10 protein-coding genes are annotated in these 12955 nt (G+C 59.7%); 2 read left to right on the top strand and 8 right to left on the bottom strand.

The genetic code is table 11. From position 1 onward, the window contains the following. The first annotated feature begins 23 nt into the window (after positions 1 to 23). Positions 24 to 1028, top strand: a complete 1005-nt coding sequence (locus AC2FF8_RS19035; protein WP_496880470.1) for an Ldh family oxidoreductase — start codon at positions 24 to 26, stop codon at positions 1026 to 1028. 62 nt (positions 1029 to 1090) lie between these two features. On the opposite strand, the gene AC2FF8_RS19030 is transcribed toward AC2FF8_RS19035, so the two are convergent. Genes AC2FF8_RS19030 through AC2FF8_RS19020 form a run of 3 tightly spaced genes read right to left on the bottom strand, consistent with a single transcriptional unit; the run spans position 1091 to position 3020 of the window. After that, positions 1091 to 1798: an ABC transporter ATP-binding protein gene (locus AC2FF8_RS19030; protein WP_496880469.1), complete on the bottom strand. Its 708-nt coding sequence runs from the start codon at positions 1796 to 1798 to the stop codon at positions 1091 to 1093. Next, on the bottom strand, positions 1798 to 2529 hold the full coding sequence (locus AC2FF8_RS19025) for an ABC transporter ATP-binding protein (RefSeq protein ID WP_496873636.1): 732 nt from the start codon (positions 2527 to 2529) through the stop codon (positions 1798 to 1800). Before AC2FF8_RS19025 ends, AC2FF8_RS19030 begins: the two co-directional genes overlap by 1 nt. Continuing rightward, complete coding sequence (locus AC2FF8_RS19020) at positions 2526 to 3020, bottom strand: ABC transporter permease subunit (protein ID WP_425077982.1); 495 nt, start codon at positions 3018 to 3020, stop codon at positions 2526 to 2528. Before AC2FF8_RS19020 ends, AC2FF8_RS19025 begins: the two co-directional genes overlap by 4 nt. On the opposite strand from AC2FF8_RS19020, the gene AC2FF8_RS19015 reads away from it, so the two are divergent. Beyond that, a complete protein-coding gene (locus AC2FF8_RS19015) occupies positions 2953 to 3465 on the top strand; it encodes a lantibiotic dehydratase C-terminal domain-containing protein (protein ID WP_257600404.1) in 513 nt (170 codons plus the stop codon). The genes AC2FF8_RS19020 and AC2FF8_RS19015 overlap by 68 nt on opposite strands. Before the next feature lie 118 nt (positions 3466 to 3583). On the opposite strand, the gene AC2FF8_RS19010 is transcribed toward AC2FF8_RS19015, so the two are convergent. Genes AC2FF8_RS19010 through AC2FF8_RS18990 form a run of 5 tightly spaced genes read right to left on the bottom strand, consistent with a single transcriptional unit; the run spans position 3584 to position 12916 of the window. Next, on the bottom strand, positions 3584 to 5818 hold the full coding sequence (locus AC2FF8_RS19010) for a geranylgeranyl reductase family protein (RefSeq protein ID WP_496880468.1): 2235 nt from the start codon (positions 5816 to 5818) through the stop codon (positions 3584 to 3586). A gap of 1 nt (position 5819) precedes the next feature. Then, positions 5820 to 6794 carry a polyprenyl synthetase family protein gene (locus tag AC2FF8_RS19005; protein WP_496880467.1) on the bottom strand — a complete coding sequence of 325 codons (975 nt, stop codon included), beginning with the start codon at positions 6792 to 6794 and terminating at the stop codon, positions 5820 to 5822. Further along, the gene (locus AC2FF8_RS19000; protein ID WP_170346493.1) at positions 6787 to 7242 is read right to left on the bottom strand and encodes a hypothetical protein; all 456 of its coding nucleotides are present in this window, start codon (positions 7240 to 7242) and stop codon (positions 6787 to 6789) included. The genes AC2FF8_RS19005 and AC2FF8_RS19000 overlap by 8 nt, the downstream gene beginning before the upstream one ends. A 30-nt stretch (positions 7243 to 7272) precedes the next feature. Continuing rightward, a complete protein-coding gene (locus AC2FF8_RS18995) occupies positions 7273 to 8670 on the bottom strand; it encodes a S8 family peptidase (RefSeq protein ID WP_170346492.1) in 1398 nt (465 codons plus the stop codon). 16 nt (positions 8671 to 8686) lie between these two features. After that, on the bottom strand, positions 8687 to 12916 hold the full coding sequence (locus tag AC2FF8_RS18990; RefSeq protein ID WP_496880466.1) for a PKD domain-containing protein: 4230 nt from the start codon (positions 12914 to 12916) through the stop codon (positions 8687 to 8689). Positions 12917 to 12955 lie beyond the last annotated feature (39 nt).

The raw sequence follows: 12955 nt of genomic DNA, 5'->3' as shown, positions 1-12955 counted from the left end.
ACAGAAAGACTGGACTCGAACGGATGACCGAACAACCGACAAAAACGCTTTCTCTTGCCGAAGTTCGGGACTTGGCCAAATCGGTTCTTGTTTCTGCCGGAGCGGACTCGCGCAGCAGTGATGTACTTGCCGATATCGTCACCCGGTCTGAACGGGACGGCCCGCGCAGTCACGGGTTGCGCATGTTGCCGGTCTATGTCCAAAGCTTCATGTCAGGCTATGCCAACGGGCACGCGAAGCCCAAGACCGAAAAGGTTGCCCCGGGCGTTTTGCGCTGTGACGCCGACAACGGGTATTATCAGGTTGCAGCGGCAGAAGCCCGCGAGGATCTGATCGCGATGGCCCGGGAGAACGGGATTGCCGCGTTCACCTGTGCAAACTGCCACCATCTGGGTGCCTTGCGGTTTGACACCGAACCCTTGGCCGAAGCCGGATTGGTGGCCTTTGCCGTGATCAACTCATTGTCCATGGTGGTTCCGCAAGGTGGGGTTCGCCCGGTTTTTGGCACCAACCCGATGTCTTTTGCCTGCCCGCGTGACGGCGACGCGCCCGTGGTCTGGGATCAGGCCTCGTCCATGGTGGCCCTTATGGATATCCGCATGGCCGCTGCCGAGGGGCACGACCTGCCCCGCCCTGCCGGTCTTGATCCCCAAGGCGCGCCCTCAACAGACCCGAATGCCATCCTTGAAACCCGCAGCCTATTGCCATTCGGAGAGCATAAGGGGGCAGCGATCGCTTTCATGGTTGAGGTGTTGGGCGCAGCACTGGCCGGTGGAACCCTGTCCGTGGACAACGAAGAACGCGAGTCCTTCGGCGCCCTGAACATCAAAGGAGGAGCGACCCTGATTGCAATTGATCCCAGCCGGTTCGGCAACGCGGCCTTCAACGAATATGTCGCCCGCATCTGCGCCGAGATTTCCGGCAACGGGTCCGCCCGGGTTCCGGGCGACGGTCGCCTTGAAAAACGGGCAGCCGCCGAAGCCCATGGCATAGAAGTGAGCGCCGAGGTTCTGGACGCGCTTGGCTGAAACTGAAATCACCCGCCATCGAATGGCCGGACAGCACCTGCCCGGCTTGCCAACCACGCCGCTCATTGGCCGCCGAAATAGGCCTCGAGCAAGCGTTTGTCATTTCTCAATTCGTCAGCCGTGCCCGACGTCTGCATCCGCCCGGACTCCAGCACATAAATGCGGCTGGCAAGCGACAGGGCAAAATTGGCATTCTGTTCGGTGATCACAACGGTCAGCCCGTATTCCTTGTTCAGCTGACGCACGACCTCGGCAATCTCGTGACAGATTTTCGGGGCCAGGCCAATTGTGGGCTCATCGACAAGCAGCAGTTCCGGGCTGGTCATCAAGGCCCGGCCAAAGGACACCATCTGCCTTTCCCCGCCGGATTGGGTCGATGTCTCCTGTCCTTCCCGTTCTTGCAGACGCGGGAAAAGCTTGTGCACCATCTCAAGGTTGCTTTCGATGTCGTCTCGTGCGGTGAAGGCCCCCACCATCAGGTTGTCGCGCACTGACATATAGGGAAACAGGTTGAACCGCTCGGGCGCATAGCCAACCCCGTGACGCACGATTTCCGAAGGGGCACGACCAGCAAGGCTGTGCCCGCGCAACCGGATGTCCCCTTCGATTTTCACAAGGCCCATGATGCTGTCCAACAGGGTGGATTTACCTGCGCCGTTCGGGCCGACCACGGCGACAATCTCGCCGGGCTGCACCGTGATCGAAATATCGGTCAACGCCTGCGCCTTGCCGTAAAACGCGGACAGGTTCTCGATTTCCAGATAGGACATCAGACGCTCCCCAAGTACGAGGCCTGAACGGCCGTGTCGTTCATCACGTCGCTGAACGCGCCTTCGGCAATCATGGTGCCCCGCTCGATGGCGATGGCGCGGTCGATCAGCGGTTCCAGCGCCGGCAAGTCATGGCTGACGATCAAAAAGGTCATCCCGTCCTTGCGCATGGATTGTATGAGATCGGAAATCTGCGCGATTTCACCGACTGTCAGACCTGCAAACACCTCATCCAGCAACATGACACGCGGTGCCGTGGCCATGGTTCGGGCCATTTCGAGCTTGCGCAAATCACCCATGGCCAATTCGGACGGTGAGCGGTTCAGATCGGTTTCCGTGAACCCGACACTCAGCGCGAGCTCTTTTTCTCTGTCCGTATCCGGCGGCGAAACGATCATGCGCCAGATATCGTCCGGCATCAGGCCCACCCTGATGTTTTCTGCAACACTCATGTCGCCGAACGGCCGAGGTATCTGATAGGTCCTACTGACCCCGGCCCGAATACGTTGCGGCGTCGACAGCGCCGAGATTTCTTGCCCGAACAGCTCGATCGTACCGCTGTTCTGCCGCAGCTCACCCATGATCTGGCTGAAAACCGTCGTCTTTCCCGCGCCATTCGGTCCGATCAGGCCCAGCGACTCTCCTTCTTGCAGGGAAAAGGACAGATCGTTCGTGGCCACCAGCCCGCCAAACCGTTTGACAAGACCGGAAACTTTCAGCGCAACGGTCATGTCAGCCCCCCTTTCCGCAGCCGTTGAAAGCCGCGTTGAGCAAGTTCAACCAATCCCTTTGGCTGATACATGTAGAGAAGCAGTGCGATGGCACCGTAGACGAAATACCGTTCAGCCCCGGGAAGCACGGGGCGCAGGTATTCCAGAAGAAACGTCATGAAGAACGCACCGATCATGGGGCCGATGATGGTCGATGTTCCGCCCAGCAATGCCGCAACTATGATGGTGAAGAGAAAGTTGATGTCGAACAGGGCCCGCGGTGCAAGCGAGCCCAGGTAATGGACATAGAACGCCCCACCCAGACCGGCGATGAACGCGCTGGTCAGAAACGCAAAGGCCTTCAACCGCGTGGTGCTGAGCCCCGAACTGGGGCTCGGCGCCTGCGAGAGGATATTCGGCGCCGACTCGATCGCTGCGCTTGACGTGCTTAACGATCCGAAGATCAGCCGATCCCGGCGATGGATGGCGTCAGTCGCCAGTATCGATGCCATGTTTGAGGATTTGGAACTGCCCACAGGTGTTCGGCTGGCGATCTCCGAGCGCTGTTCACAATACTACGGCGGCGGCCCGGCGTCGCGCCGGATTGCGCGGCGGGCCACTGGAAAGGAATGGAAAAGTGCATGCGTTGTTCTGAGTGAACTTGGTGTGGGCAAGGGCATTCATTCGCGGCCATCGCGCTGGAACGCACGTGCGGCCAGGCTTCATCCGGATCTCGGACGTCTCCAACGAGAAGAACAGGATGGCCGGTTGGGAAGCAGCTTGGCCGACATTCTGGGAAGCCTCGCTCATATGTCCATCAACCGGATCCTTCACTGGGGAACTGCCGCAGAAGAGGCGGTTATCCTTGAGGCGCTGTGTCGGCACTATCGAACCAAATTGTACCACGGCTGGAAATCGTCACAGGCGGAATTCAAACGGCATCAGAACAGGACCTGAACTGCCCCTCTGAAGTGTGTGCAATCAACGGATATCTCGCCCCACGAATTAAGTGCCCAACAAGGACTGGATCGCGCTTCGGACCAAGACGGGACACCTCGGAACCTGCATCTCACCTTTACAGCACGCGGCGTTTCGGAACCTGCCGACTGACCGCGTAGCCTGCGAGCGCCGAAAGCGATTTTGCCACGCCGCCCCGTGGCACGGGGCTGAGCGCTGCGATTGCCTGATCGCGGTATTCTTCTGGCAATTGCTGCCTCTTGATATGGCGCGTGATATGGCGCGTGGCCGGGGAAAGCTCTGCCAAAAACCGCGCGGGGTCGCGGTGACTGAGGAAAGCACGGGCTGCCGCGCCCCCCGTTTGCCGCTGGGCTGCCTCAAGAACAGGCACGCTGAATAGCCCGCTGGAAAGGTCTGACGCAAAAGGTGTGCTGCCCGCAGGGCGGTCCAGGGCAAGTTCATCCTCGGTCAGCAGGTAAGCCAGGCCAAGATTTTCGCCATAATCGCGAAGGGCGGCTGACAGATCGTTTTGTTCGGCAAGCATCGCACCGAGTTCGCAAGGCAGTCGAAAAAATGCAGCCATACATTGCCGCATCTGCGCGATGCGCATTTCGACCGCCAGATCCGGTTGCCATGCGGTCCGAAGCTCGGACACTCGGCCTTCACATGCCGATGCCATGGCGCTCAGAATTGATGGCACCAGATCCGGGCAGTCCCGTGCGCCGACTTCGTGCGCCTTCGCCAACAAGTAGTCGCCTGTCAGTATCCCAAGCTTGTCGCCCCAGTTGGCCGTGGCGTCTGCTGTTACTGCGGCAGCCTCGATCCCTCGAATGCCGCTTTGGGCAAGAAATCCCAAATACGCGAGTTCCAGCGCCGTGGCCGCGGCACGACGTCTTTTTGCCTCGACATCACCCAGATAGGACGTCAGCAAAAGCAACAGCGAAGGTCGAAAGGCAACCATGTCAGCCCGCTTGCCCGCGAAGGACATGCGCGTCAGAAACGGCCAATCGGTGCGCACGATGTGATTGAGGCGTGCGCCCACATCGCGCAGGTCGTCCCCAAGCGGCATCTCGGGCACTCGCACAAGGGGCGATACGTCATCCAACATGGCGCTTTCCACATCACCGCCAGTGCCTTCAGGCACCAAAACGGCACGGCGCAGCATGTTGTGAACCGGCTTTTCGCTTTCGAACGTATCGTCCAACACGCGCCAGATGAACTCGTATCGGCGGCTTGCGCGGTTCCCGAGCGTGAAGTACCCGGCAAAGCGATCCCCCAGCAGAAGCGCATAGTCTTCCGCTGCCACCCAGGGGCCTGCCCCGGTGCGGAGGCACCGATCAGTGGTTTGCGCCGCAAGCGCACCGGATTCCAGCGCAAAGCTGATTCCTTCGCCTGTAAACGGGCTGATAAGTCCGGCGGCGTCCCCAACCAGCAACAGACCCGAATTGGCGGCACGTTCCGGTGCGAAATCGAACCTCAGCGGTGCCCCCAAGGTCATACCGGACAATTGAATGCCCGAATATTCTGGATAATCCTTGCGGAGCACGTCCAGAAATTGATCGAAAAGGGTCCTGACATTGGTGTCAAACGCCCGACAGAACAGTCCGACACCGACATTTGCAGTTCCCTTCCCCGTTGGGAACGCCCAGCCATAGGACGGCAACAAATACCGGTCCGTAACATCAGTCAACGGCAGCATTATTTCGAGCAGTGGCGGAGTATCACCGCAGCCGTCGACATAACCGCGAAGCGCCGTGCCATAGCCTTGCTCGGGTGTTTCCCGCAATCCCGCCGCTTTCGCCAATCGAGACGCGGCCCCGTCTGCGGCGATGACCGTATACCCGGTCAGAACCACTGTCGTGCCATCCTGCATGTGCGCGCTGACGCCTGTGACAGTCCCGCTTTCATCCGTTACCAGATCGTCGGCGCGGCATTTCGGCATGAAAGCCGCACCTTCCGCACGGGCCTGACGCAAAAGACAGTCATCCAGTATCAAACGGGGCACAACCAGCCCATAGTCGTCTTCGCCCTCGTATCGAAAATCCCGGTGGCCCCTGTTGCGCATATGGACGCGCACACCTTCGACCTCCTGCTGATCGGTTAGCGCGGACAGAATGCCGAGGCGTTTCAACTGAGAGATGCCGGACCGGGTGATTCCGTCTCCACAGCTTTTGTCCCGAGGGAAATCCTCACGGTCGACCAGAATGACCTTTCGACCTCTGCGTGCCAGTTCGATGGCGGCAGCGCTGCCGCCGGGCCCTGCACCGACAATGATGGCGTCCCAAGTCTCGGCCGCGGCCTCCTTGGGCGTCGCAAGCGGCAGATCGTCGGCAAAAGGGCCGTAGCCGTCCATGTCAGGCCCGCCTTTCGACAGAAAGCCGGGCGAGGTTTGCCAGCGAGTCGCGCAGCACATGATCGTCAAGCCCGGCAATGACCCTGACGGCTGCTTCAGATTTGTGCCGCGCCAACTGTTCCGTAGCTTCGACCGCGCCCGAATTGCGAATGATCTCTACAGCACGCGAAATATCCGCATCCTGCATGTCGGCCAGCCTCAACCTGGCCCGCAATTCATCGGCGGCCTGACCGTTCTGACCCAGGCACAGGAGCACCGGCATCGTATACGCCCCTTCGCGCAGGTCAGAGGCGGACCCTTTCCCAAGTTCCGCACTGCTTGCAATGTAGTCCAGAACATCGTCGCGAAGCTGAAACGCCAGGCCAAGGCACTTTGAATAGGTGATCAGTGCGTCTCGATCCTGATCACTTACGTCAGCCAACAGCGCCCCCAGCGATGCGGCGAGGACAAACAGTTCGGCCGTCTTGCCCTCAAGCATTTCAAGATGCTCTTCAATGGTCCAATCGGCGTTGTAAGCGTTTTCTGCTTCGCGCAACTGCCCAAGACACAGCGCGGCACAGTGTTTGCCGGCCAGCTCAGAGGCTGTGGGGCTGACGGAATCCAACAGGTTTATTGCACGGGCCAGAATGAATGTTCCGGCGAAGCTGGCGATGGGTGAAGACCAGCGACGGTTCACGCTTTCCGCTCCACGCCGAAGTTCGGCCCGGTCCATGACATCGTCATGATAGAGCGACGCCACATGGATCATTTCAACAGCCGCCGCCGCTTGAATTGCCCGCTTGCGGCCTTCTGTGTCGGTGAGGCTTCGTGCTGTAAGCAGCAGAAGAATTGGCCGCAACCGTTTTCCGCCGGCCCCGATAAGCCAGTGTGCAATCTCTTCGAACCCCGGCCGGTCCGAGGCGACGGCATCCAACATGGATGCTTCAACCTGGGGTATCGTGGCCCGGACCTGTTCGTCTTGCAACCAGTCAGACATCCGCGATCTTGCGGAACTGCGCCAGCGTCTTCTGCAAACGCTTCGACCTGAGCGCCGCTTCGGAGTTCCTGATGAAACTGTCATAGCCTTCGTGCAACGCTGCGGACTCGGCGCGAACAACAATCTCTCCACGGTGGAAGGCGTCCATTACGGTCATCCTGCCTTCGGAAATGGCTACAAGTGCTTCCGGTGAGATCGCGCCGACGCCCCGGCCCTTCCCTTTGTGTTTTTGGTTCGGGTTGATATGAACTTCACCGCTCATCACCGAAACTTCGACCGACCCCATACCAAAAACACCAACCGTTGCACTGGCGCCCTCGTACTGCTTGACCAGTTCAGCATATTCCTTCTTGGCGTCCGCCTTGAAACCCGCCAAAGCATCTTCGGCCAGTTTTTCGACTGCCTTTGCACCCTCTTCCGGCTGCATCCGCTGTTCATAGTCTGCCACGTTCGTATCCTCCGTTCCAAAATATCCAAATCAGACCGAGCCGACCGCCGCCCGAGCATCCACACGCCCGGCACCCTGCTGCGTGGTCGGTGCGCCGATATCGACGGCGGTGGCCATGAGAACTGCCTTGATGTCAGCCGGCAGCAGCGTCGGGTTTCGCTGCAACATCAGCGCCGCGACCCCGGCGACATGAGGGCACGCCATGGAGGTGCCGCTGGCCTCGAGATGAAGCGGATCTATCACCGTCGCGCCGCCATTCATGTCATTGCCGGTCGCCGATCGCGATGCCACGATATCCACGCCGGGGGCGGTGACATCCGGTTTGTCGCGCCCATCCGGCGTTGGTCCGGGACTGGAGAAGCCGGCCATGTTGTCACTATCATCGCTTGCCCCGACGGTAATCACGCTCTGCGCAATACCCGGACAGCGAATGCGCGTGTCATAGGTGCCGCAACTGTCATTGCCCTCGTTGCCCGCGGCCACCACGAAGGTCACCCCGGCGGTCGAAGCCGCATCAGCGGCGACACATAAAACGCATGTCCCGTCCGGATCGACCCAATTGCCGTTTCTGTGGGAAAAGCCCCAGGAATTGGAAAGAACATCCATCCCGTCCGCCACGGCCTGTTGAATTGCCGCAACGCAGTTGGGAGCGTTGCCGCTGCCGAATTGGTTCAAAAGCTTGTAATCGTGAATGACCGCCCCCGTGGCGACACCACGGAACGTCGCGCCATTGCTGGCAACAACGCCCGCGCAATGGGTCCCGTGCCCATTCAGGTCTCCCAGCCCCTCGCCGGTAAAATCCTGTTGCGTGCCAAAATTCCCGGCAAGTTCAGGATGCGTCTGGTCCACCCCCGTATCCAGAACGGCAACATCCACTTCGCCTCCGTTGATCCCGCTGGCTTCCACGACATCGGCATTGATCAGCGGACGGCTGTTATCCAGATCAATCAGGATTTGATTCTTGCAATGAGCCACCTTCAGAACATCGGCGCGCCCGGCAATATCTGTCAGGCGCTGGTCGTCGGCCCAGACCACCAGGCTGTGGTTCAGCCAAAAGGTCTGCTCGACCTCGATTTCACGCTCGCCAAAGCTCTTGGCAATCTTTCCCACCACGTCTTCGCCATGGCGGCGATGTTGCATGATCGAACGGCGGCGCTGGCGTCGGTCGAACGCACGGGGCGCGCGATCAGGTGATGTCCTGCCGCTGCGCAGCAAGACCAGCACACGATGCCGGGGAAGCTGGGCGGTTTCCGTTTGCCCAAGCAGGGCGTTCAGGCGCGCCTCTTTTCGGTTGGCCAAGAGGTCACGCAGAACAATGCTGTCCATTTTGGAGATGGACTCGCTGCCGAACTCGGCACGAAGCTTCTCGATTTCACGACGTTCCGCTCTTTCGAAGCGATCAACGTGTTCCCGGCTTAACTCGGTCATTTCGTGCTCCTTTGGATCATGGTCTTATGGGGTTTTCAGGAATGGCCTGGCGCTCGGTGGAGTGGGTGATCATCACCACGGAAGGATCGTTGGCCATTGTCGCGATGGCCCCGGGCGAAAGTTCAACGGCAACACTGTCGATCAGCCACAGTTCGGTTATCCCGACCCCGCCCAGGTTTTCCAGAGTACCGACCAGGGGCCGTGTGCGTCGGCGGAAGTAATCTTCGCGTGCCTTTGTTTCGGCGCGCCGGAAAGAGGGCGCATTGCCTTCCGTGTCTGGCGCCAAGCGCAATATGACCTGCACCGAGTGCCCATCATCACCGTCTGTTACGGCCTTCGCCAATTCCGATTGCAGCTGCGTGTCCAGCTTGCCCCACGCCGCCTCGGACAAACCAAACGGACGGTTGCTGTTGGTTTCGGTCAAGGTTTTGTCCTCCTCGGTCGCCGCCACGCTGAACATAGCCGGGGCGACGGCACGATCGAAGCGCGGGTTAACGACAATGCCGGGCCCCGGTTCAGGCTCTGCCGAAGGCGTACTGCGCGGGTGTTCCGGCCGGAAACACAGTTCGATCAACGCTGCTTCCTGCGCGCGCATGGCGATTGTAACCATGCCGCTTGCCTGAACCTCGATGACCTGTACTCCCTGCTGCTGCGTTCCTGTCTGGGTCGTCAGGACATTGCCCGCCGCATCAAGTGCGATGACCGTTATGGGCTTACCGCCAGCAAAGCTCAGCTTGAGGCGGGCCCAGTCAGCGACGACCGGCAGATGGGCAAAAACACCGGCGATAGAAAGCAACAGTTTGGGTGTGCCTTGCGGCTGGAACCCACCAATGATCTGAAGAAGGCTGCCTTTGGTCGGCAGGAACCGCACTCCGCCAACGTTCAATACCGGATGGCGGGAAGGCAGTTTCTGGCCGCGAAAATCAATGCAACGTTCACGCGGGGGAATTTCCGGATCGGGCTTCGGCTGGTCAGGGCAATGCGGTTGAATCGCGATGAACGCACAATCATCAATGTATCCAAGCACATCGTTGCGCGGATCATCTCCGCTGAATTCCAGAAATACCGTTACGGCTTCGGCTTCCGCCGTCACGCGGCCCCGCAATTGGCGCCAGGCACCGTCAAGGTCACCAGTCCACCATTCCACCCAGGGTGCCCGCGGATCATCACCACCGCGCGGGTCCAACCCCAGAGCATAGCTGCCTGCACTGCGGGCTTCTGTTGTGAACCAACACGAGAACTCATAATCCCATCCCGGGTTTGAACCCAGCGACTGCCACAGGCCAACACGAAGACCGCGCTGCGCGATGACCCGTTGGGATCTGTCGCCGGTCCGGACGATGCAACCTTCGCAGTCAAAGGCATCGGCGGGGATCGGGGCCAATTGCGGAACGGGATTTCCCTTTCCGGCGTGAAAGGCTGCCAAGTCGGTCAGCCATGCATAGGGTGTCCAGAACCGACCGACATTGCCCGCCGGAAGCGAACGGAAACCATCTTCGAAACCGGGATTCAGCAGATGCACGACCCGGACGGTCAGGTCATCCTGACCAAAGGCGCCATCGTCATCCATGACGGTACAGATGGCCCGGAAGTCACCACAGTTTTCATAGATATGTGAGGCGGTCGCCGTGCCTTCGGCTGCCGGTGGCTCGTTCGTCTCCTCGATCAGGGCGGTGCGGGGTTCGCTGCAATCGCCGAAATCCCACTTGGCTGTATGCGTGTCACACCAGCCGGGATCCCGGAAATCGGCGACAAGCGTGATCGGTGTGCAGACATACGCATAAAGATCCGGGCCAGCTTCGACTTTGGGCGGAACATTGGTAACGGTGACACGCAGGGTGTCGATGGCTTCGCCCCCATTGACGTCGCGAATACGCACCGTGACCGTGTATTCGCCATTGTCGCACCAGGCATGGGTCACGGTCGACGTGCCTGTCGCCGCAGGAGGACCATTGGTTTCGGAAATCACACCGGGTTTCGGCGCGTGGTGATCACCGAAATACCACATGGATTCGTGGGTGTCGGGGTATTCGACGTCTCGGAACCGCGCGACCAGAGTGACCTCTTCGCCCTCCTGCACCGTCAGATCCGGTCCGGCATCCACTGTCGGCGGCACGTTTTCGACGGTAACAAGCGAGAAACTGCGACTGCGCGCGCCGCCCGGCTGGTTCATCGTCAGCGCATGTTTTGCGGTATATACACCACTTGCCGCATAGACATGCTGAATCGAGGGCAAGACCGCGGCCGGTGTCCCGTCACCCGGCAACCATTCGTATCCCGCGTCAGGATGTTCATTCACAGCCGTAAGCGACATGGCCGATGCGGCCGCACCCGACCGTCCCCCACCCGAATCCGCCGGGACGACATCCGTTGCTTCGCAACTGCTTATGACAGTGAAATCTCCGGCGATTTCAAGACCGTCCGTATCAATCACGATCGGGTCCGAGAATACCGCTTCGACCCGCCCGATCCTGGCAAGGTTTTCCGGCCAGCCGGTGATGCCCGTAACCGTATTCGTAACTTCATCTGACAGGATTTCGCTGCCCATGCTTTCGGCAATACCGCGGACGACAAGGGCCACGATCACAACGACCAGTGCGCCCAGAATTCCGAAAGCGCCGAACGACAGTATCGCGGCGATTGCCGTCAGCACCCAAAGCAGCACGGATTCTTCGGGATCGACATCGCTGTCGATTTCAAAGTGATCCATTTGCTGCCCGCCGTCTGGGCCCAGCGAACCGTTCGGCTGCCAGCGCAAACCGACGTCGTTGAAAAAGTCGGCATCCACATCAATGCTGCCCAGGATCGCATCCACGACCGTCACTTTGCCCGATATTCTGATCGCCCCCGCCCTGAGGCTCACGTCCAGATCGGTCAGCCGGACTTCGCGCCCGTCAGGTGTAAACGTCTTCGGAAGGTCATCATCCGACAATTCAGCTTCGATGCGCGCCGTTTCAATCGATGCTTCAACCTGGGCCGCGCTGATGGCAATTGCAAAATCCCTGTCGGCCGGAATGAAATTGGCAAGCCCGCCTACGTCACCGCCACCATCATCGTTCAAGGCGATGGCCAGAAACTCGTTTGTCACTCCGACGGTGATACTGTCGACTTCAAACTCTTCGTCCGTTGCCTCCGGTCCCCAGATGTAAACGAAGTCGCGTGCTTCCAGATCCCGGTGAAAGAAGTCGCCGATGAATTCTTCGATCTCGGCCACGGTCGGGGCAGCAATGGAAATCTCGCCCAGGCCACTGGCCAGTTCCTGCCCACGCGACACCAGTTCGCTGGAAATCTGGGCGTCGAGGTCAATCGCGACCAACGGGATCGCCGCAAGCTGATCGCGGTTGTCGATATAGTTGTCACCCTCTGGCCCATATTCCGGACCGGCCGGATTGATCGCGTCCACGGTGACGATGGCCGCATTCAAATCCGTGCGGAACTCTGAACCGACCCGGCTGAAAGGTGCCGTGATGTTGATCCGCGTTTCGATCCCCATGGGATCCTGCGGATTGAAAAAGAGCTGTACGGCCGGACCGACAACAATGTTGAACATCCGCAGATAGACCGGCAGCGAAATGGTTATGTCACCGCCGGACACGGTGGTTTCAATATCGTGCGCCGCAACCGAGTCGTCGTTGAAGATTTCCGCATGGACATCCGTCGTCAACGCTCCCAAGGCAAATGGCAGCGCGGTCTCATCGATGACATGGGGAATGGATGGGAAGGCCGGGTCAATCGGTCCGCCGGGGCCACCGTTCTCATAGGCTTTGTCCACGAATTCACTTGCGAACAATTCGATGTTGGACGCAATCGGATCGCCGCTGGTCAGCGTTGCGGACACCTGGCTGCGAGGCAGACCGTCCAACAGCCATCCCACATCCTGCCGCCCGGGGATCAGACCGATCGGCGCAGCCGCAGCAAGATCGGCCGTCATCGTCAGCATTTGCGCGGAAGGAACCGGGGGATTTTCGATTTCGATCTGGATCAGGACACCAAGTTGAATTTCGGCACCGGTGATGTCCGGGCGCAGGCTGGCGTCCAACTGGTCTTCGGGAATCTGAACCGACCCGTCAGCTACAACGAAACCGCCAAAGGTTTCACCTGCGGGAACATCCATGAATTCGGGAATGCGGCCTTCATCGCCGGGATCATCGTCGCATTCCGCGGACTTCCACGCCCCCCGAATGACCTTTCGCAGGACCTCTTCCGAGGCTTCGACGACAACTTCATATCCTCTTGTATTTGCCATCCTGACGTCCTCGGTGTGACGGCGCGAGGGAATCGCGCC

The organism is Ruegeria sp. YTSA144 (assembly GCF_059610125.1).
This window is presented reverse-complemented; position numbering and strand designations above follow the sequence as displayed.

What these genes read in the sequence shown, in the direction of transcription:
- AC2FF8_RS19035 (WP_496880470.1), top strand. Translation starts at nt 24, where the DNA reads ATGACCGAACAACCGACAAAAACGCTTTCTCTTGCCGAAGTTCGGGAC.
- AC2FF8_RS19030 (WP_496880469.1), bottom strand. Translation starts at nt 1,798, where the DNA reads ATGTCCTATCTGGAAATCGAGAACCTGTCCGCGTTTTACGGCAAGGCG.
- AC2FF8_RS19025 (WP_496873636.1), bottom strand. Translation starts at nt 2,529, where the DNA reads ATGACCGTTGCGCTGAAAGTTTCCGGTCTTGTCAAACGGTTTGGCGGG.
- AC2FF8_RS19020 (WP_425077982.1), bottom strand. Translation starts at nt 3,020, where the DNA reads ATGGCATCGATACTGGCGACTGACGCCATCCATCGCCGGGATCGGCTG.
- AC2FF8_RS19010 (WP_496880468.1), bottom strand. Translation starts at nt 5,818, where the DNA reads ATGGACGGCTACGGCCCTTTTGCCGACGATCTGCCGCTTGCGACGCCC.
- AC2FF8_RS19005 (WP_496880467.1), bottom strand. Translation starts at nt 6,794, where the DNA reads ATGTCTGACTGGTTGCAAGACGAACAGGTCCGGGCCACGATACCCCAG.
- AC2FF8_RS18995 (WP_170346492.1), bottom strand. Translation starts at nt 8,670, where the DNA reads ATGACCGAGTTAAGCCGGGAACACGTTGATCGCTTCGAAAGAGCGGAA.
- AC2FF8_RS18990 (WP_496880466.1), bottom strand. Translation starts at nt 12,916, where the DNA reads ATGGCAAATACAAGAGGATATGAAGTTGTCGTCGAAGCCTCGGAAGAG.